Source organism: Xanthobacter autotrophicus ATCC 700552 (assembly GCF_043194565.1).
GTDB lineage: Bacteria > Pseudomonadota > Alphaproteobacteria > Rhizobiales > Xanthobacteraceae > Xanthobacter > Xanthobacter autotrophicus_F.
In genome coordinates this window covers 1-18,074 of sequence record NZ_JBAFVS010000034.1, presented here as the reverse complement: position 1 = coordinate 18,074, position 18,074 = coordinate 1, and the positions used below count along the sequence as shown (strand labels likewise).

Here is an 18,074-nt window from a genome sequence, read left to right as displayed (position 1 = left end):
AAGGCGCTGCGCCGAGCCCGATTCAGGTGTGCGCCACTTGCATCGGACGAGACACGCGCCCGACCTCGCGAAAGCGGTCATTGCACCCGGCCGGCGCGGAAGGCATTCTGCATGCCATCGAGCATCGTTGCATGATGTTGAAGGATGCGTCTCTCATGGTCACGAAACGCGCTCAGGAGATTTGTGCCGTGCTGGTTCGGTTGGCTGCGCCTGACCTTAGTCCGAAGCAGCTGTTTGATGCGGTGCGACAGGAATTCCCTGACGCCACACGGAAAGAGATCGTCAGGGCAGCGTTCTTGGCAGTCATCACCACGGCGGACGCCGATTGCAATAAAGCCCGAAAGCTTCAGAGTTTTGCGTTGGCGGAGCGGCCAGTGGCCGGCACCGAGATATGAAGGATCAGCGATGATCAAGCGGCTCCGACGCCGATGGCAAGTCGGGCGGCGGCCGGGCGCCGATCGGTAGCGATCGTGCCGAGCGAGGTGCCGGTCGCGCCGAACGCCCCGCTCAAGGCCGCCGACGTGCTGTTCCGTATTGATCTTGCTCCGAGCGGCGTGTTGCGTTCGTCAGGAGGTGTGGATTGCAGAGGCCTTCGCAGGCAGCGGTATTTAAATCTATCCTTCAAATAAATGAAGCCGTCTCAATATGCTATTATATATTGATGATAATTTATGCGAGCGGCGCCATGATATATGACGCCGCTCAATTGGTTCACTTTCCAGCGCGCAGCTTCTCGGCCGCGGCTTTGTAGGCCGCGTAGTGGTCGCCTTCATCCGCCGCGATCTGCCGGAACAGTTCCGCGACCTTTTTGTCCCCCACCGCATTCGCCTGCTTGGCGAAATTCACGTACATCTCGGTGTTCTCGTAGTGCTCACCCGCCATGGCGTCGAGCAGGTTGGCCTCGTCGGTCTTGGCGAGGCCAAGGGCATCGGCCTCGCGGGCAAAATGCTCATTGGCTTCCACGTTCGCGCTCTCGTCGAACAGCTTTGCGATCTCAGGATGGCCGCTCTTGCGCGCGTGCTCAGCATACGCCTGGTACTTCAGGTTCGCGAAGGCTTCACCATGCATGGCCGCGTCCAGATTTTTCTGAGTCTGCGGGTTCAGCGTCTCAGCCGCAAAGGCAGGGGCGCCGGCGAGTGAGGCGCCGACGAGCGCACCTGCGACGAGAAGGTTGCGAATGATTGTCATGGATCGGTCTCCCAGGAAATCAAAGTGTCGCCCAGCGGAGCGGCGGCTTCTTCGATAGGCGCGCGACCTGACCAAGTCCTGACGACGACAAGTAGCCGACGGATCAGCCATTGGTATCATTGTATTCAGTTCGCCTCGCCCTTTCGTCAGGCTTTTGTCAGCAGCGCCCCTTAACAGAAGGCAGCGAGGGAGGCGCGGCCTTGGCCCGTCACCCAGAGTGAGGAGAAGCCAATGTTTCGCGATGTGCTGCTGACCACCGCCGCCGGCCTGTGCCTCCTCTCCTCCGCCGCCCTGGCCAGTCCCACCTGCACCAAGGAGCCACAGGAGAAGTGGCTGAGTGAGGAGACCATGAAGCAGAAGATTGCCGAGATGGGCTTCAAGAATATCAAGGTGTTCAAGAAGACGACGTCAGGATGCTACGAGATCTATGGCTACAACAAGGATGGTAAGAAAGCGGAGGTCTATTTCAACCCGGTGACCGGCGAGATCGTCGAGAATAACGTGGACTGAGTCATGTCCTCGCCATATCAAGCGCCCGCCACCTCTCGCACCGCAGCTGGCCCCGGGGGTGCGGGCCCGGACACTGTAGCGGTGTGGGATCCACTGGTGCGACTCTTCCACTGGACGGTGGTGCTGGGCATCATTTTGAACAGCTTTGCGCTGGAGGGCGGCAAGAGTGCCCATCGCTATGTCGGGTATGTCGTCGCCGCGGCACTGGTCGTGCGGATCGTGTGGGGTATCATAGGCAGCCGTCACGCCCGTTTCTCTAATTTTGTCACCTCGCCATGGGCCGTCCTGTCCCACCTGCGCGCCGTCGTCGCCCGCCGCGACCGGCGGTATGTGGGGCATAACCCGGCGGGCGGAGCCATGGCGCTGGCGCTCATGTGCCTCATCGCGCTCACCAGCCTCACCGGGTGGATGCAATCCCTCGACACCTTCTGGGGCGTGGAATGGGTGCAGGAGGCGCACGAGATTACAGCTTATCTTATTCTCGCCCTGGCGGCAGTGCACGTGCTCGCGGCTATCACCGAGAGCGTGGCGCACCGGGAAAACCTGCCTCTCGCCATGATTACGGGGCGCAAACGCCGCGCGTCTGGAACGGACATCGACCATGCGGGTCCTGCTTGCCGAGGATAATCCCCGCCTCGCGAGCCTGATCGCGGAAGGTCTGGAAGCGGAGGGCTTCGTGCTCGAGCGCTTCGGCAGCTTGAGTGCCGCGCGCGAGAGCGTGGCCGTCGACCGATACGACCTCTTCCTCATCGATCTCGGCATGCCGGACGGGGACGGGATCGATTTCGTCCGCGCCGTGCGGCGCGCGGGGAACACGACGCCGATCCTTGTGATCACCGCCCGCAACGGCCTTGGCGACCGGGTGGGAGGTCTGGATTCGGGCGCAGACGACTATCTGGTGAAACCCTTCGACATGCCCGAGCTGGCGGCCCGCTGCCGTGCCCTGCTGCGCCGCCCCGGCGCTTGCCTCGGCACGACCTTGAACGTCGAGAACCTCGACTTCGATACCATCGCGCGGGAGGTGCGGATTTCCGGCCAGGTGATCCACGTGCCGCCGCGCGAGTGCGACCTGCTGGAACGCCTGATGCGCCGCGCCGGCCATGTGGTCAGCAAGGCCAGCCTCGAGGACACCATGTATGCCCTTTCCAGCGAGGTCTCGCCCAATGCTTTGGAGGCGGTGGTTTCCCGCCTGCGGCGACGCCTGGTCGCCGAGAAAGCGCGGGTGGTCCTGCATACGGCCCACGGCATTGGCTACATGCTCGCACCGGCTGCGCAGGCAGGACAGGTGGAACGGGGTGCCCCGCGATGACGCACGGCCCGGCTTCCGGCACGCCCCGCACGCTTTTCTTCCGCCTTTCGGTCCGCCTGGCGTTGGTGGGGCTCGTGTTCCTGGTTGTCGAGCTGGCGGCCGTGGTGTGGATGTATGTCCGCAATTCCAACGAGCTTGACCAACTGCTGGTGACCGCCGAGGCAGACCGCATCGCCGGCGACATCCCTCAAATGCAGGCCAATGGTGCCGTACCCGAAGCGCTGCGCCAGCCAACCGCGGCGGGAACGCGGCGCGCATTCCTGATCCATGAGCGCGGCGGCGGCGTTATCGCCCGCTTTAATGACGGCGACCTGAAGATCGCTGACGAGCCGCCCGCCTCATTCCTGGTGATCCGCACCCAGCGGGAAAGCTGGGGGGATCGCTTCCTGCTGAGCGGCACCCGCCGGGTCGCGGTGGGGCAGCATCCGTTCTGGATCACGGTGGCCATCTCCGGCCACGGCTTCCAGCCGTTCGTGCCGGTGATCTTCAATGAGATCCGCTTTCACGTGATCTTTCCGCTGCTGCTGCTGTCTTTGATGTTCTTGTTGTTCAACTTCTCCGTGGTGCGATCGACCTTGCGTCCCCTGCAAAGGACCATCACCGCGATCAACGCCATCGACCCCGCCCAGGTTGAGACCCGCATAGAGGCGGAGGCCTCCTCCCGGGAGGTTGCGGCGCTGGTGAGCGCGGTGAATGCCATGCTGGAGCGCATCGAGCGCTCGGTACGCGCACTGAAGGATTTCGCCGGCGACGCCGCCCATGAGCTGCGTACGCCGCTCGCCGTGATGATGCTCTCCATCGGCAAGCTGCCGGACAGCCCGGAGAAAGCCAAGCTGGAGGTGGATGCCCAGCGCATGAAGCGGCTGGTGAACCAGATGCTCGACATGTCCCACGCCACCGCGCTGGAGCTTGACCCGGACCGGCGCGCCGATCTCGCTGCCATCGCCCGAGAGGTGGTGACGGAGCTCACCCCGCTGGCGGTCGTGCGTGGGCACTCCATCTCGTTCATGGACCAGGGCACTGCGGCGGTGCACGGGCATGGCGAAGCCATCGGACGAGCGCTGCGCAATCTGGTGGAAAACGCCCTGACCCACACCCCTGCGGGCACCCGGGTGGAGGTCACCGTCGGCCCCGGCCCGCAGCTCGATGTGCGCGATCACGGGCCCGGCATACCGGAAGATCGCAGGGCCGAGGTTCTGCAGCGCTTTCGACGCCTCGACCGGAGCCGGCCCGACGGCGCCGGGCTGGGGCTCGCCATCGTCTCCACCATCATGACACTGCACGGAGGTGTCATGCGGATCGAGGATGCTCACGGGGGCGGCGCGCGCATCCGCCTTGTTTTCCGGGAAGGCGGACCAGCGATCCCGACCTGAGTCATGAGGCGTACGTCGCCCTTCAGATCCCGCTCCGAGGCGACCATTGGTCCATTGCGCTCAATAGGCCAATTAGTTTAGAGCAATTCTAAAATTTGGCACGACTGATCAAGTCTGGAATGGAACATGGTTGCGCGGGAAATTACGGCGAACTTCGAACGAGCACTGGAGGTCGCTGTGCCGTCGAAAGGATGCAGTGACCCCGTACACACTCAGCAGCCGTTTGACAGCTTGGCGATAGTGCGGATCGTTGTCGCCTTGCTCGGTGCCGCCGCCGTTTGGTTCAAGGTGTACGAACCGTTTGCCTCCGTCAGCGTCGTCGGTCTCGTCGCCTTGGCTTTTGCCTCCTGGCCGATCTTGAGCGAAGCTGTGCGGAATCTGATGGCCCGCCGGATGACCATGGAACTCTCCATGAGCATCGCCATCCTCGCTGCCGCTGCCGTCGCCGAGATCTTCACGGCTCTGGTGGTCACGGTGTTCGTTCTGGTGGCGGAGGAACTGGAGCATCTCACAGTGGCGCGCGGACGCAGCGCCATCGGCGATCTGGTGGACTTCGTGCCCAAGACCGCTCGGGTGCGGCGGGATGGCGGAGTCCTTATTTTGGCGCTGGAGCAGGTAGTTGCTGACGACTTGGTGCTGGTGATTCCGGGGGAGAAGATCCCGGTGGACGGCGAGGTCGTCGGTGGCCATTCCTATGTGGACCAGTCGCGCATCACCGGTGAATCCATGCCGGCGGAAAAGGCCGAAGGTGCGCCAGCGTTCGCCGGCTCCATCAACCAGATGGGGGTCCTGGAGATCCGCGTCGAGCGGGTGGGGCGCGACACAAGCTATGGCCGCATCATCGATGCCGTCGAGGCGGCCGAACAGACTCGAGCACCGGTGCAGAAGCTGGCCGATCGATTGGCCGGGTATTTGGTCTATGTGGCCTTCGCCGCCGCAATGCTGACATATCTGCTGACGCAGAACATTCGCGACACCATCTCGGTCATCATCGTCGCCGGCGCCTGTGGCATCGCGGCGGGAACCCCGCTGGCCATCCTCGGTGGCATCGGCCGGGCGGCGAAGCTCGGCTCCATCATCAAGGGCGGCATCCATCTGGAGACCCTGGGCCGGATCGATACGGTGGTGCTTGACAAGACCGGCACCCTCACCATGGGCGAGCCCAGGGTCACCGCGCTCGAATGCGCGGAAGGCGGGGATGCGGCCGACCTTCTGCGGCTCGCTGCGGCAGCGGAACTGCGCTCGGAGCATCCGCTCGGTCGGGCCGTGGTGGTGGAGGCAGAGCGGCGGGGGCTCGCGGTGCCCGAGGCCAACGCCTTCCTTTATACGGTGGCCCGTGGCATCTCTGCCGATGTGGAAGGCCGTGCGGTGCTGGTGGGCAACCGCAAACTCTTGTCTGACGCAGGCATCACTGTTCCCGCCCGGACTGAGAATCATGTCGGTTCCGACATCGTGGTGGCGGCGGACGGGCGCTATGTGGGCCAGATCATCGTCGCCGATCCGCTGCGCCCGGAGGCGAGCGCGGCCATGGCCGCGCTGCACGCCATGGGGGTGCGCACGGTGCTGCTCACCGGCGATACCAAGGCGGTTGCCCAGCATGTAGGCCGCAACCTCGGAATTGGCGAAGTGGTCGCCGACATGCTGCCAGAGGACAAGCTGACGCGAGTTCAGGCTTTAGTGGCCGATGGTCGCAGTGTTGCCATGGTGGGCGACGGGGTCAATGATGCCCCCGCGTTGACCGCAGCGAGCCTGGGCATTGCCATGGGTTCAGGCACCGACATTGCCCAGGAAAGCGCTGACATCGTACTGATTGGCAACGATCTGTTCAAACTGGTCGAAACGCTGCGGATCGCCCGCAAGACCCGCGCCATCATCTGGCAGAACTTCTCCGGCACCCTGATGGTGGACGCCGTGGGCATCGGCCTCGCCGCCTTCGGCTATCTCAACCCGCTGCTGGCTGCGGTCATCCATGTGGGTTCGGAGCTGGCCTTCCTAATGAACTCTGCACGGCTCCTGGCCCCGGAGGGTGCAAAGGCACCTGCCAATTCAATTTACGCGCCAGTACATGACTCCCCCAGAAGGCACGACAATGCATCCTCTTCATCGCGAAAATCACCTGATTGAGCGTATCGGCTGGCTGCGGGCTGCTGTCCTTGGAGCGAACGACGGGGCCGGCGACTATCAGGGCGATCTGTTCGGCAATGACTGCGAGGGGATGTGCGGTGTCTGACCCCCGGAACATGGACGTGCGTTTCATCGCGATCACCCGCGCCGAACTGAACGACTGCCTTGTCCGCTGGGGACATCGCATGGGCGAGGTCCGCCGGCCGAACTCCGGTTGGTCGCACGGCCTCGTCCGTGACGGCACGCTGGTCGGGGTGACGGCGACCGACCGCCTCATTCGCGAAACCGTCGCCGGCTTCTCGCGGAACGATGCGGTCGAGCTCTCCCGCCTCGTCCTGCGCCCCTGAGCGCCATGACCGTACCCGGCCGACCGGCGCGACGGCGACGGTCGATCGGCAGGCGCGCGCGCATGCCCGAGGCGCTTCGCAACCGGGGCGAGGTGGAGATCAAAGAACCCGACAGCTGACGCGCCACGTCGATCACCGGCCCAAGGCGCGCATGCCCATGCATGCGGATCCACGGACAGGTGCGAAGGCACCCTGTCGCGCCCTCCTATCTGGGTTTCCTCCGGGAGGTCTGCTTCGCATCGGCGAGAAGATCATCCCACCCATCTGGAGGATTGCCGTCGTTCAAGCGGCGCAGGAAGACCGCGTAGGGATCGCTCCGTGAGCCTGCCTTGCGAAGCGTGTTCTCGTCGTTCACCCAGGCGTAGATGATGATGCGGCTGGCGCTGTCGAACCGGAAGAACAGGCGAAACCTCTGCAGGAATTTCGCCCGGCGCCAGTGGAGATGTGACGGGCCGAGCGTGTTCCCGAGCTGATAGGTCGCTGCATTGGGATCGCGGGGAATCTCATCGAGGATGAGATTGAGAATCCGCGCCAGCAGCTTCGCCTTGGGATGGCTGGAGGCATCGTCCGGCCGCTCGGCCGCCAGACGCACCAACTCCGCCTCAAGGCCGTCCAGGGCTTCCGAAAACGCCCGCGCCCGGAAAAGCTTCCAGCCGCGCCGCTCGGCAAAGGCGTCGCCGGTCGATGTCACAGGGTCACGTTGTCCGGGATCACATCGTCGTCGGTCACCTCGACGTTGCCGGTGAGGGCCTGCAGACGGGCGATGTCGGCCTCGGTGAAGGGGCGCAGGCCCTCCGGATGCTCGCCCATGTCGCGTTCGAGAAAGGAGAGATAGGCGGCAACGACCGGATCGCGTTCCACACCGTCGCGCGTCTCTTCCTCCCCATTGGGGTCGAGCGTCACCAGGAGGCTGCCGGGCCCGATGACCTGGGCGCGGATCTTCGCCCGCTGACGAAACTCCGGATGCGCCTTGAAGAGCGCCTTGTCGAGCCGCAGCGCTTCCGAGCGGCCCGTCGTCGTGATCGATCCCTTATACTCCGGCTGCGACATGGTCGGCCTCCTCGATTGATACGTGAAATAGTACGTGTAGCGCTCGCGTGCAAGCGCCGCGTCCGGAAGGCGGCCGCCGGCTGCGCGGCGCGTCGGCGAGAGGCAGAGGAGGGCGGGGGACTCCGCGACGGGTGAGGAGGTTCGGAGAGAGGCTCCGGGCCGCCCCGTCATGGAGAACCCACATGGCGAAGGCCCCACAGAAGATCGCGTTGAGCGAGGCCGAGACCATCCCTTATGACAAGCTTGTTCTGAGCCAGAGCAATGTGCGGCAGGTGAGGAACGGGGTGTCGATCGAGCAGCTTGCCGAGGACATCGCGCGCCGGGGACTACTGCAGAGCCTCAATGTCCGGCCCGAGCGCACGGCGGACGGCGAGGAGACCGGCCGGTTCGAGGTCCCTGCCGGCGGTCGGCGCCTGCTCGCGCTCGGCCTTCTCGTCGCGCAGAAGCGCATGATGAAGACCGCGCCGGCGCCCTGCATCGTCAAGCGCACCAGCGACACCTCCGCCGAGGAGGATTCCCTGGTCGAGAACCTCCGGCGCGAGGACCTGCACCCGCTCGATCAGTTCCGTGCCTTCAAGATCCTGCACGACCAGGGGCTCGACGAGGAGGAGATCGCCGCCCGCTTCTTCCTGACCCCCCGTGACGGTGAAGCAGCGCCTGAAGCTCGCCACGGTGTCGCCGAAGCTGCTCGATCTCTATGAGAAGGGGCGAGCTCAAGCTTGACCAGGTCATGGCCTTCTCGATCACGAGCGACCATGCCCGTCAGGAAGGGTCTGGGAGACGGTCTCGCGCTCCCATGTCCGTGAGCCCTATTACATCCGCCGGCTGCTCACCGACACGGCGGTCCGGGCCGACGACCGCCGCGCCGTCTATGTCGGTGCCAAAGCCTATGAGGAGGCCGGCGGCGTCATCCTGCGCGATCTGTTCCAGCAGGATGGCGGCGGCTGGTTCCAGGATCCGGCGCTGCTCGAAAAGCTCGTGCTCGCGAAGCTGAAGACCGATGCCGAATCCCTGAAGGGCAGAGGGCTGGAAGTGGGTGGAGGCGGCCATCGACTTTCCCTACGGCCACGCCTCCGGCCTGCGCCGCGTCTATGGCGAGCCCGCCGAGATGACGCCGGAGGAGCTGGCCAAGCATGATGCATTGAAGGCCGAATACGACAAGCTCGATGCCGAATATGCGGAGGTTCCGGACTACGACGAGTAGATTGAAAGGAAGCTCGAGCAGCTCGGCGCCGAGCTCGATGCCCTGAACGACCGCACGGACGTCCATGATCCCGCCGAGGTGGCGCGCGCCGGCGCCTTCGTCATGCTCAACGCCAATGGCGGGCTTCGCATCGAACGCGGCTTCATCCGGCCGGAGGACGAGCCGCAGCCGGACCACGGGGACGGAGAGGCCGGCAGCGATGCGGACTGCCGGGTCGAGGTCAACAGCCTCCGCCCCACTGGCGTCGTCGTCAACGGCGCGCCGCAGCCGGCCGAGGCGAGCGACGACGAAGACGAGACGATCCGGCCGCTCCCGGACCGGCTCGTGACCGACCTGACGGCACAGCGAACCCTCGCTTTGCGCAACCGGCTCGCCCAGCATCCCGACGTCGCCTTCGTCGCGGTGCTGCATGCATGCCCTCGTGCTCCAGACCTTCTACCGCCATGCCGGCGACAGCTGCCTGGAGATCAGCGTCAGGAGCGCCGCCTTCCCGCAGGCGCAGGGTCTCGCCGAGACCGTCTGGGCGAAGGAGATCGCCGAGCGCCACGAGGACTGGGGCCGGGATCTGCCGAAGGACCCGGGCGATCTCTGGCCTTTCCTGATGACGCTGGACGATGCGAGCTGTTCCGCTCTGTTCGCCCACTGCGCGGCGCTGTCCGCCAATGCGGTCCTCGAGCCCTGGAACAAGCGGCCCCGCGCGCTCGCTCACGCGGACCAGCTCGCCGGCGCCAGCGGCCGAATAGCTCCCCTCGCACCCACCCACCCGGGCCCGGCCGCCGCGCCGGGCCTTTTTCGTTTCAGCATGGGGACACGCATGTCCGCGAACACCATCTACGACCACGCCCCGCTCGGCAGCCTCATCCGCTATTCGGATGGCACCCCGAAGCCGCCGCCGCGCTTCAGCAAGAAGGTCGCGGCGTGGGAGCGCCGCAACGGGACCGGCCGGCTGGTCAAGAACGATCCGCCCCCGCGAACGGGAAAGCTGGTCGGCGCCCGCCACCATCACGCTGCACGAGAGCAACTTCGAGACCAATGGCATCATTCTCGTCACCGTGATGCGCACCCATTCCGTCACCAGTGACCTGATCTTCAAGGTGATCGAACGACCTGCCATCGGGATGGTGTACGTGCTCCAGCATCTCGGCGAAAATGTCGAGCTGCTGCACCTCGTCGAGAGCCGCGAGGCCGCCGAACTGTGGCTGGCGAAGAATCCGCACGCCCGTATCTACCGCCACCCCGATCACCCAGGTCATCGCGCCGATGATCGGCCCTTTCGCCTCTGCCCGGAAGCTCCCGCTCCGCGTCGCCTGCCTTGGCGAAATGGAATATCCGCAGGACGATCCCGTCTACAGGACCTACAGCGTCCCGGACACGCTCAAGCTGGCGGAATGCACCTCGCTTGCCGAGGCCATCGCCTGTGTCGAACAACTGGCATCATTGGAGGATATCCCCACCGGCGACGATGACGCCGTCGGCTTCACGCCCCGCCTCTTTTTCATCCGCGATGGCGAGGGGTGCCTGAGCCTCGCGGGCGAGCCGTGGCATCGCGGTGTCAAATGGTGCGATCCCGTCGCTTCCGACGGCGAGGCCCGGCTTGTCGTCGATGCGGCCAGTAAGCTTCGGGGCGAAGCGTCCATCGAGGCTGGTTGGGACAATTACAGCACCGCGCACGCTTCACTTCAAGGCCAGCGTGCTCAAGGGCCGGCTCGTTCATGCCGACTGGCGTCAGACGGTCCGGGCCGTGCTGCTTCAGACCGCCTGAGGCGCCCACCAAGCGTTCGTCGATTGCGCCGCGAAACGGACACTCCAAGGGGTAGCTATGGGTCAGCAACGGTCAAACAGCGTTTGCGACCACAGGAGGAGACTCAATGATTTCGCGGCCCTATGGGAGTAGCGAGCATCGCTTCCTGCCCTCTTCGATCTGCAGCGCTCGAATCCCTGCGGCCCGATCAATCGTCCTCATCCCGGCCGGGGACCCGCTCAAGACGTGCGGGGTCGAACTTCGCCTTCAAGCGCCCGCCCTGCGCATTTGTAGCCCGGACCTTGTAGCAGCCGTCGTCTGAGCGGATGGACAGCACCGTCCAGCCTTCCGCCTCCAGCTTCTTCTGCAGCGCCTCGCGCGGCTGCCAGTCGGCCAGCGGCACGTTGCAGTCGCGATCTGCGGCGGCCGGCGTGGCGGCAAGGCCGGCTGCCACGAGGCTGGCGGCCACGAGCCGAAATGCGAACCATGGGCGTCTCACCGCATATCCTCCCTCCGCCCCGGCGACATACAGCACGTCAAGCTGACGCCCACCTGAAACGCCCCGAGGGATTCTCTCGCCCCATCTCGCTCCGGCGGCGCTAGATTGCCATGCGGCGCGCCGAGGTGACAGATGCGTATCCTGCTGATCGAAGATGATCCCGTCCTGGGCATGGCCGTGCGCGACCAGATCGTCGCGGACGGCCACAGCGCCGACTGGGTGACGAGCCTCGCCGAGGCCGCCGACGCCCTCCGTGCCGCCGCCTTCGACCTGATCCTCCTCGACCTGATGCTGCCCGACGGGCGTGGCTCCGATTTCCTCAGGCGGCTGCGCAGTGCGGGCGACGCGACGCCGGTCATGGTGCTCACCGCGCGCGACCAGATTTCCGACCGCATCGCCGCCCTCGATGCCGGCGCCGACGACTATCTGGTGAAGCCCTTCGACCTGTGCGAGCTGTCGGCGCGCATCCGCGCGGTGGGCCGGCGCTATGCGGGCAATCCCAACCCGCTGGTCACGCTCGGCAATATCGAGGTGGACCTCGCCGCCCGCTCGGTGCGGCGCGCCGGGCAGGCGGTCGCCCTCACGGCGCGGGAATGGGCGCTGTTCGAGGCCTTCGTCCAGCGGCCGCACCAGCTCATGTCCAAGCCGCAACTGGAGGAGCGGCTTTATTCCTTCGATGCGGAGGTGGAGAGCAACGCCATCGAGGTCTATGTGGCCCGTCTGCGCAAGAAGCTCGGCGCCGACGTGATCGAGACCGTACGCGGCATGGGCTATCGCCTCGGCACACCCGGAGGCGGTGCATGAGCGGACAACGTCGGTGGAGCCTGAGCCGGCGCCTCGGCCTGTGGCTCGCCTTGTCGGTCGCGGCGCTGTGGCTCGCCGCAGCCACCGTGGCGGGGCTGGTGCTGCGGCACGAGATCGACGAGGTGTTCGACAGCGCTCTGCAGGAGGTGGCCCAGAGGGTGCTGCCGCTCGCTTATTCTGAACTGCTCTCCCGCGAGGACGGCGCCGGCGCCCAACACATGGCGCCGGTTGGCCCGCACCGGGAATTCATTACCTATGTGGTGCGCGATGCCGAAGGCCGCGTGCTGCTCCAATCCAGCGATGCGGAGCAGATGGCGATCCCCGCGGGCCTCGCCCCCGGCTTTCACACCACGGCGCGCCTGCGCACCTATACCGAAGCCGCGGTCCGGGGCACCATCGTCGTCACGGCAGCCGAGGAGCTCAGCCATCGCGCCGCCGCGGTGCAGCGGGCGGTGATGGCGCTGATCTGGCCGCTCATCGCCCTCGTGCCCATCGCGCTCGCCGGTGTCTGGCTCACGCTCCGCCTCACTCTCAAGCCGGTGCTCGCCTTTCGCTATGCCATCGCGGAACGCGGGCGCGGCAACCTTGCGCCGGTGCCAGAGCAGGGACTGCCCGAGGAGATGGCGCCGGTCGCCGGCGCGGTGAACGCGCTGCTGGAACGGCTGCGTGGCGCGCTAGAGGCGGAGCGCGGCTTTGCCGCCAACAGCGCCCATGAGCTGCGCACGCCCATCGCGGCCGCCCTGGCCCAGACCCAGCGCCTCATGGCCGAGCTGCCCGAGGGACCGGAGCAGGAGCGGGCGCGGACGATTGCGGGCGCGCTGCGGCGTCTCTCGCGCGTGTCCGAGAAATTGTTGCAGCTCGCCAAGGCGGAAGGCGCCGGCCTCCTCGCCGAGGCGCCGGCCCCGCTCGCCCCGGTGCTGCGCCATGTGATCGCGGACCTCGACCGCCAGGCGACACGCGCGCGTGACCTCATCGTGACCATCGCGGCGGACGGCGGCCTCGTCAGCGATCTCGACCCCGACGCCTTCGCCGTGCTCGCGCGCAACCTCATCGAGAACGCGCTGAAACACGGCACGCCGGACACCCCCATTCATGTCCGCCTCGCCGCAGACCGGCTCGAAGTCTCCAACCACGGTCCCGTGGTGCCCGCCGACCGCCTCGCCCTGCTGCTGCGCCCGTTCGAGCGAGGGCCGACCGGGGCGGACGGCTCCGGCCTCGGGCTCGCCATCGCCGCCGCCATCTGCCGCGGCGCGGGGCTCACTCTGGAGATCGCCTCGCCGATCCCGGGCGGTGCGGATGGCTTCAGCGCCGTGGTGCGCTTTCCTGGGCAAGCGCGATCCTGACGGGAAGCTGAACGCGATCCCGCCCCTCCTTCAGGGAGCTGTCAGGTTCGGGCGCGAGTGTGCCTCCGTCATCCCTTCCCTGATGACTTGCCTGATACCTTGCCGGGAGGCTCCCATGAAGACGCGCACCCTGATCGGAACGGCCCTTCTCCTGTCCACCGCCGGCCTCGGCGTGGCGCTCGCCGCCACGCAGATCGATCATCTCGACCTGCCGTTCCACAGCCGCGACGACGCCGCCCGCGCCGACACCCGGCCCCTCCGGCTCGCAGACAACGATCGTCAGGACGAGCGCGGGGATCGCCATCACGGCCGCCACGACGATGATGATGATGATGATGATGACGACGACGATGACGGCCGTTCGGGCGGTCGCCCCGGCGCGGTTCCGCAGAACGGCCCGGCCGATCCCGCGGCCCCGGTGCCGGACAACGGCCTGTTCCAGGGCAAGGCCCGGCCCAAGGTCGAGGTGCAGTGACCTCCGGCCGCCCCCGCGCACTTTCAAAGGAATAATCAGATGAAATTCGTTCTTCCCGCCGTGGCGGCCACCGCCACCCTGCTGTCGCCGGTGCTGGCCGAGGCGCGGCAGGTCACGTTCGAGACCACCCTGAAGCCTTACGGCGGCAACGGCGCCTATGTGGTGCTCTACGTCACCGATGCGGCCGGCGCCTACAAGGGCACGCTCTGGATGGCCGGGGGCAAGGCGAAATACTACCGCCACCTCTCCGACTGGCAGCGCGCCTCCGGCGGGCGCCCCACCGAGATCGACGGCATCACCGGCGCCAGCGTCGGCTCCGGCAAGACGCTCAAGATCACCCTCGATCTCGCCGATGCCATGATCGATGCCGGCTACAAGGTCCATGTGGACACGGCGGTCGAGGACGGGATGGACAATCCCTCCGAGGTGGTCGCCCCGCTCGCCGCAAGCGCATCCGGCAAGCCCCTCGCCGGCAAGGGCTATGTGAAATCCTTCACCGTCACCTTCTGATCCCCCTTCGGACATCCCCAAAATGCTTCGCCGCCTCCATGGCCTGCCCGGCATCGCGCTGGCGCTGGCCCTTGCCGTCACCGCCCTCACCGGCGCGGTCCTTTCCGTGCAGCCGGCGCTCGATCGCGCCGCCGCGCCGGCGATCCCGGCGGCGGCGAGTGTCGCGGACCTCGCCGCGCAGGTCGCCGCGCGCCATCCCGGCGTCAGCGCCATCCGGCTGCGGGCGGACGGCAGCCTCACCGCGGCCTTCGACGATGGCGACACGCGCGGCGTGGAGCGCATCGACCCCGCCACCGGCGCCGGGCTCGGACCTTACGCGGTGTCCGAAACGACCCGCTTCTTCACCAATCTCCACCGCTCCTTCCTCGCGGGCGATGCGGGCCGCGTGGCGGCGGCCATCGGCGCGCTGGCCATGCTGGGCGTCTCCGTCTCCGGCCTCATGCTGCTCGCCCGCCGGCTGGGCGGCGCGGGGGCGTTGCTGCGGCCCATCCGCGGCACCCCGGCGCAACGCTGGCATGGGGAGCTGGGACGGCTGGCGGCCGTGGGCCTGATCATGTCTTCGCTGACCGGACTGTGGATGTGGGCCGGCACATTCGGCCTTCTGCCCGAAACGACGGGCGCGAACTCCGCCGTCGCCGCCAGCGGCGGCGCGCCGGCTCCCGTCGGCACGCTCACCGGCCTGAGGGCCGTAAAGCTCAAGGATCTGCGCGAGCTCTCCTTCCCCGATCCCGCCGGCCCGGCCGATGTCTTCACCCTCGTCACCGCCGACGGCGAGCGGCTGGTGGATGCCGCCACCGGCGCCACGCTTGCCATGACCCCGGCGACGGCGCTGGAGCGGATGAACGACCTCGTGCGCATGCTGCACACCGGGCGCGGCGCCTGGGTTCTCGGACTCCTGCTCGGCCTTGCCTCGGCTGCGGTTCCGGTGCTGGCCGCGACCGGCTTCGCCCTGTGGCTGCGGCGGCGGGCGGCACGGCCGCGCATCTCCGCCAATGTGCCAGTGCGGAGGGCCGATACGGTGATCCTCGTGGGCAGCGAGGGCAATTCCACCTGGGGCTTCGCGGGCACGCTGCACACGGCCCTCGTCGCCGCCGGCCACAAGGTCCACACCGCCGCCATGAACGACGTGACCGCGGCCCATCTTTCCGCCCCGCGCGTGCTGGTGCTCGCCGCCACCTATGGCGAGGGCACTGCGCCCCAATCGGCCAAGCACTTCCTGTCCCGCCTCGCGGGCCTGCCGGGGCAACCGGCGGTGGCGGTGCTGGGCTTCGGCGATCGCAGCTTCCCGCATTTCTGCCGGTTCGCCCGCGCGGTCGCCGATGCGCTTGAGGCGCGGGGATGCCCGCAGCTTCTGCCCATGAAAAGGATCGATCGCCGCTCGGCGCAGGAATTCGCCCAGTGGGGGCGGGATCTCGGCGGCGCCCTGGGGCATGATCTCGTGCTTACCCATGTGGCCGAGCCGCCGAAGACCATGCCCCTCGTGCTCGCCGGGCGCGAGCTCTATGGCGAGGCGGTGGGCGCGCCGGTGGCGATCCTGCGCTTTCAGGCACCGGCGGACCCGCGCACCGGCGCACCCGGCCGGCTGCCGACCTTCGAGGCCGGCGACCTCGTGGGCATCGTGCCGCCGGGGGACTACATGCCGCGCTTCTATTCGCTTGCCTCTTCCACCCGCGACGGCGTGCTGGAGATCTGCGTGCGGCTGCGCGCGGACGGCCTGTGCTCCACCTTCCTGCACGGGCTCCGGCCCGGCGGGGGCATCGATGCCTTCATCCGCGAGAATCCGGCCTTTCGTCCGGCCAAGGGACGCGGCCCGCTCATCCTCATCGGCGCGGGGGCGGGCATCGGTCCGCTGGCCGGCTTCGTGCGGGCCAATGCGGCGGGCCGGCCGGTGCATCTCTATTGGGGCGGGCGGAGCGCGGCGTCCGACTTCCTCTATGAGCACGAGCTGGCCCAGCATCTCGCCGAGCGGCGCCTGACGACGCTGCGCACCGCCTTCTCGCGCGATCCCGAAGGAAGCGCCTACGTGCAGGACCGCATCGCCGCCGATGCCCCGCGCCTGCGCGAACTGGTGAAGCAGGGGGCGCAGATCCTGGTGTGCGGCGGCCGCGACATGGCCGAGGCCGTGACCCGGGCGCTCGAGCCCGTGGTGCGTCCGCTCGGCCTCGACCTTCCCACCCTCAAATCGAGCGGACGCTATGTCGAAGATGTCTATTGATGCGGGTTGGGGGGCTACGGCGCTCCGGCGCCGTGCCCTGAGCGGGCCGGCCATGGGCGCGCGCTGGTCCGCCACCTTCTTCGCCGCCGACGGCGTGGACGAAACGGCGCTCACCCGCCGCCTCCAGGCCGCGGTGGAGCGGGTGGAACAGCAGATGTCCACCTTCCGGCCCGACTCCGATCTGGAACGGCTGAACGCCGCGCCCATCGGGGCGTGGATGCCCATCCCCCGCGAACTGATGCACGTCCTCGCCACAGCGCTTGAGATCGGCCGTCTCTCGGGCGGGGCGTTCGACGTCGGAGTCGGCGATCTGGTCAGGGCATGGGGCTTCGGCGCATCGCCGGGCCCCGATGGCGGACGCATCGCGGGGCTTGCCGGCCGCCCCTCGTTCGAGCCGCCCAAGACCTTGCAACTCGATCCGGCCAGCGGCCGCGCCCGCCGTCTGGCGCCGCTCCGGCTCGACCTTGCCGGCATCGCCAAGGGCTTCGGCGTGGATGAGCTGGCCCGCGAGATGCGCGCGGCCGGCCTCTCCTCCTGGCTGGTGGGCATCGACGGCGAGATGCGCGCCGAAGGCCAGAAGCCGGACGGGCGACCGTGGACGGTGGCCCATGAGCGGCCATCCGCCGGCGAGCGGGACATCATCGGCGTGCTGGAACTCTCCGGCGCCGCCGTCGCCACCTCGGGCACCTATCGCCATCGGGTGGAGGTGGCCGGCCGCGTCCTCTCCCACACCATGGACCCGGCGCGGGGGGCGCCGCTGGAAAACGACCTTTGCGCCGTCACCGTGCTCGGCGAGACCTGCATGGCGGCGGACGCCTGGGCGACCGCGCTGCTGGTGCGCGGGGCGAGCGAGGGGCCAGCCCTCGCCCGCCGCCTGGGCCTTGCGGCGCTGTTCGTGCGCGCGGATGGCGCGGTGGAGGCGACGTGGTCTCTGGCTCCGCCACCCGAGATGGCGACAGCCCCGATGGGAGACCCCTACACGGCGTGACCGACCAGCGTTCCGATGGCTGCGGTCGCCGCCATGGCGATCGCACCCCAGAACGTCACGCGGATGGTCGGCTTCCAGATGTCCGCACCACCTGCACGCGCGCCCAGCGCGCCCAGCGCCGCGAGGCAGACCAGCGACCCGCCGGAGACGATCGGCGCGATCAATGCGGTGGGCGCCAGCAGGGAAATGACGAGCGGGATCGCAGCCCCGAGCGCGAACGTCACCGCCGATGTCAGCGCGGCCTGGATGGGGCGCGCGACCACATGCTCGGCGAGCCCCAGCTCATCCCGCGCATGGGTGGTGAAAGCGTCCTTTGCCGTCATCTGCTCGGCCACCTGACGCGCCAGCGCCGGCTCGACCCCGCGTCGCACGTAGATTTGCGTGAGCTCGGAGC

19 protein-coding genes and 2 pseudogenes are annotated in these 18,074 nt (G+C 67.5%); 15 read left to right on the top strand and 6 right to left on the bottom strand.

Features of this window, described 5'->3' with window-relative positions:
- Positions 1 to 77: 77 nt before the first annotated feature.
- Together V5F48_RS22925 and V5F48_RS22920 are read right to left on the bottom strand one after the other, a co-directional pair.
- A complete protein-coding gene (locus V5F48_RS22925; protein WP_394260423.1) occupies positions 78 to 413 on the bottom strand; it encodes a hypothetical protein in 336 nt (111 codons plus the stop codon).
- Positions 414 to 711: 298 nt separating this feature from the next.
- On the bottom strand, positions 712 to 1,188 hold the full coding sequence (locus V5F48_RS22920) for a rubrerythrin family protein (RefSeq protein WP_348848559.1): 477 nt from the start codon (positions 1,186 to 1,188) through the stop codon (positions 712 to 714).
- 231 nt (positions 1,189 to 1,419) lie between these two features.
- Here V5F48_RS22920 and V5F48_RS22915 point away from each other — a divergent pair, with 231 nt between their 5' ends.
- The 7 genes and pseudogenes from V5F48_RS22915 to V5F48_RS22885 all read left to right on the top strand — a co-directional run bounded on the left by V5F48_RS22915 (position 1,420) and on the right by V5F48_RS22885 (position 6,851).
- Positions 1,420 to 1,698, top strand: coding sequence for a PepSY domain-containing protein (locus V5F48_RS22915; protein WP_011993054.1), 279 nt, complete (start codon positions 1,420 to 1,422; stop codon positions 1,696 to 1,698).
- A 3-nt stretch (positions 1,699 to 1,701) separates the two neighbouring features.
- Positions 1,702 to 2,325, top strand: a complete 624-nt coding sequence (locus V5F48_RS22910; RefSeq protein ID WP_394025769.1) for a cytochrome b/b6 domain-containing protein — start codon at positions 1,702 to 1,704, stop codon at positions 2,323 to 2,325.
- Positions 2,300 to 3,007 (top strand): response regulator transcription factor, encoded by a 708-nt coding sequence (locus tag V5F48_RS22905; protein WP_348841938.1) that lies wholly within the window; start codon positions 2,300 to 2,302, stop codon positions 3,005 to 3,007. Before V5F48_RS22910 ends, V5F48_RS22905 begins: the two co-directional genes overlap by 26 nt.
- The gene (locus V5F48_RS22900; RefSeq protein ID WP_394025768.1) at positions 3,004 to 4,380 is read left to right on the top strand and encodes a sensor histidine kinase; all 1,377 of its coding nucleotides are present in this window, start codon (positions 3,004 to 3,006) and stop codon (positions 4,378 to 4,380) included. The genes V5F48_RS22905 and V5F48_RS22900 overlap by 4 nt, the downstream gene beginning before the upstream one ends.
- 126 nt (positions 4,381 to 4,506) lie before the next feature.
- A complete protein-coding gene (locus tag V5F48_RS22895) occupies positions 4,507 to 6,504 on the top strand; it encodes a heavy metal translocating P-type ATPase (RefSeq protein WP_394025767.1) in 1,998 nt (665 codons plus the stop codon).
- Positions 6,470 to 6,550, top strand: a pseudogene (locus V5F48_RS22890) (VIT1/CCC1 transporter family protein); the annotation flags it as partial. The gene V5F48_RS22895 and the pseudogene V5F48_RS22890, both read left to right, overlap by 35 nt.
- Positions 6,551 to 6,620: 70 nt before the next feature.
- Positions 6,621 to 6,851: a hypothetical protein gene (locus V5F48_RS22885; protein ID WP_394260422.1), complete on the top strand. Its 231-nt coding sequence runs from the start codon at positions 6,621 to 6,623 to the stop codon at positions 6,849 to 6,851.
- A 205-nt stretch (positions 6,852 to 7,056) separates the two neighbouring features.
- Here V5F48_RS22885 and V5F48_RS22880 read toward each other — a convergent pair whose 3' ends face one another.
- Both V5F48_RS22880 and V5F48_RS22875 read right to left on the bottom strand, forming a co-directional pair.
- Positions 7,057 to 7,542, bottom strand: a complete 486-nt coding sequence (locus V5F48_RS22880; protein WP_394025765.1) for a type II toxin-antitoxin system YhaV family toxin — start codon at positions 7,540 to 7,542, stop codon at positions 7,057 to 7,059.
- Positions 7,539 to 7,901, bottom strand: a complete 363-nt coding sequence (locus V5F48_RS22875) for a type II toxin-antitoxin system PrlF family antitoxin (RefSeq protein WP_394025764.1) — start codon at positions 7,899 to 7,901, stop codon at positions 7,539 to 7,541. The genes V5F48_RS22880 and V5F48_RS22875 overlap by 4 nt, the downstream gene beginning before the upstream one ends.
- 182 nt (positions 7,902 to 8,083) lie before the next feature.
- Here V5F48_RS22875 and V5F48_RS22870 point away from each other — a divergent pair.
- Together V5F48_RS22870 and V5F48_RS22860 are read left to right on the top strand one after the other, a co-directional pair.
- Positions 8,084 to 9,841, top strand: a pseudogene (locus V5F48_RS22870) (ParB/RepB/Spo0J family partition protein); the annotation flags it as partial.
- A gap of 524 nt (positions 9,842 to 10,365) precedes the next feature.
- Complete coding sequence (locus V5F48_RS22860; protein WP_394025787.1) at positions 10,366 to 10,977, top strand: hypothetical protein; 612 nt, start codon at positions 10,366 to 10,368, stop codon at positions 10,975 to 10,977.
- 77 nt (positions 10,978 to 11,054) lie between these two features.
- On the opposite strand, the gene V5F48_RS22855 is transcribed toward V5F48_RS22860, so the two are convergent.
- Positions 11,055 to 11,345: a PepSY domain-containing protein gene (locus V5F48_RS22855; RefSeq protein WP_394025763.1), complete on the bottom strand. Its 291-nt coding sequence runs from the start codon at positions 11,343 to 11,345 to the stop codon at positions 11,055 to 11,057.
- Between the two features lie 132 nt (positions 11,346 to 11,477).
- On the opposite strand from V5F48_RS22855, the gene V5F48_RS22850 reads away from it, so the two are divergent.
- The 6 genes from V5F48_RS22850 to V5F48_RS22825 all read left to right on the top strand — a co-directional run bounded on the left by V5F48_RS22850 (position 11,478) and on the right by V5F48_RS22825 (position 17,680).
- Entirely contained in the window at positions 11,478 to 12,149 is a 672-nt protein-coding gene (locus V5F48_RS22850; RefSeq protein ID WP_394025762.1) for a response regulator transcription factor, read from the top strand.
- Positions 12,146 to 13,492: a sensor histidine kinase gene (locus tag V5F48_RS22845; protein ID WP_394260421.1), complete on the top strand. Its 1,347-nt coding sequence runs from the start codon at positions 12,146 to 12,148 to the stop codon at positions 13,490 to 13,492. The genes V5F48_RS22850 and V5F48_RS22845 overlap by 4 nt, the downstream gene beginning before the upstream one ends.
- Before the next feature lie 115 nt (positions 13,493 to 13,607).
- Positions 13,608 to 13,967 carry a hypothetical protein gene (locus tag V5F48_RS22840; RefSeq protein ID WP_394260420.1) on the top strand — a complete coding sequence of 120 codons (360 nt, stop codon included), beginning with the start codon at positions 13,608 to 13,610 and terminating at the stop codon, positions 13,965 to 13,967.
- A gap of 39 nt (positions 13,968 to 14,006) precedes the next feature.
- Positions 14,007 to 14,477, top strand: a complete 471-nt coding sequence (locus V5F48_RS22835; protein ID WP_394260419.1) for a DUF2271 domain-containing protein — start codon at positions 14,007 to 14,009, stop codon at positions 14,475 to 14,477.
- Between the two features lie 22 nt (positions 14,478 to 14,499).
- On the top strand, positions 14,500 to 16,692 hold the full coding sequence (locus V5F48_RS22830) for a PepSY domain-containing protein (protein WP_394260418.1): 2,193 nt from the start codon (positions 14,500 to 14,502) through the stop codon (positions 16,690 to 16,692).
- Positions 16,673 to 17,680, top strand: coding sequence for an FAD:protein FMN transferase (locus V5F48_RS22825; protein ID WP_394260417.1), 1,008 nt, complete (start codon positions 16,673 to 16,675; stop codon positions 17,678 to 17,680). Before V5F48_RS22830 ends, V5F48_RS22825 begins: the two co-directional genes overlap by 20 nt.
- Here the strand turns inward: V5F48_RS22825 and V5F48_RS22820 are convergent.
- The coding region (locus V5F48_RS22820) for a VIT1/CCC1 transporter family protein (RefSeq protein ID WP_394260416.1) at positions 17,668 to 18,074 on the bottom strand (407 nt) is incomplete at its 5' end. The two genes, V5F48_RS22825 and V5F48_RS22820, sit on opposite strands and share 13 nt — an antisense overlap.

Excerpts from the sequence above, each read along its gene's own strand:
- V5F48_RS22920 (WP_348848559.1), bottom strand. The coding sequence starts at position 1,188 with ATGACAATCATTCGCAACCTTCTCGTCGCAGGTGCGCTCGTCGGCGCC.
- V5F48_RS22915 (WP_011993054.1), top strand. The coding sequence starts at position 1,420 with ATGTTTCGCGATGTGCTGCTGACCACCGCCGCCGGCCTGTGCCTCCTC.
- V5F48_RS22910 (WP_394025769.1), top strand. The coding sequence starts at position 1,702 with ATGTCCTCGCCATATCAAGCGCCCGCCACCTCTCGCACCGCAGCTGGC.
- V5F48_RS22905 (WP_348841938.1), top strand. The coding sequence starts at position 2,300 with ATGCGGGTCCTGCTTGCCGAGGATAATCCCCGCCTCGCGAGCCTGATC.
- V5F48_RS22900 (WP_394025768.1), top strand. The coding sequence starts at position 3,004 with ATGACGCACGGCCCGGCTTCCGGCACGCCCCGCACGCTTTTCTTCCGC.
- V5F48_RS22895 (WP_394025767.1), top strand. The coding sequence starts at position 4,507 with ATGGTTGCGCGGGAAATTACGGCGAACTTCGAACGAGCACTGGAGGTC.
- V5F48_RS22885 (WP_394260422.1), top strand. The coding sequence starts at position 6,621 with ATGGACGTGCGTTTCATCGCGATCACCCGCGCCGAACTGAACGACTGC.
- V5F48_RS22875 (WP_394025764.1), bottom strand. The coding sequence starts at position 7,901 with ATGTCGCAGCCGGAGTATAAGGGATCGATCACGACGACGGGCCGCTCG.
- V5F48_RS22860 (WP_394025787.1), top strand. The coding sequence starts at position 10,366 with ATGATCGGCCCTTTCGCCTCTGCCCGGAAGCTCCCGCTCCGCGTCGCC.
- V5F48_RS22850 (WP_394025762.1), top strand. The coding sequence starts at position 11,478 with ATGCGTATCCTGCTGATCGAAGATGATCCCGTCCTGGGCATGGCCGTG.
- V5F48_RS22845 (WP_394260421.1), top strand. The coding sequence starts at position 12,146 with ATGAGCGGACAACGTCGGTGGAGCCTGAGCCGGCGCCTCGGCCTGTGG.
- V5F48_RS22840 (WP_394260420.1), top strand. The coding sequence starts at position 13,608 with ATGAAGACGCGCACCCTGATCGGAACGGCCCTTCTCCTGTCCACCGCC.
- V5F48_RS22835 (WP_394260419.1), top strand. The coding sequence starts at position 14,007 with ATGAAATTCGTTCTTCCCGCCGTGGCGGCCACCGCCACCCTGCTGTCG.
- V5F48_RS22830 (WP_394260418.1), top strand. The coding sequence starts at position 14,500 with ATGCTTCGCCGCCTCCATGGCCTGCCCGGCATCGCGCTGGCGCTGGCC.
- V5F48_RS22825 (WP_394260417.1), top strand. The coding sequence starts at position 16,673 with ATGTCGAAGATGTCTATTGATGCGGGTTGGGGGGCTACGGCGCTCCGG.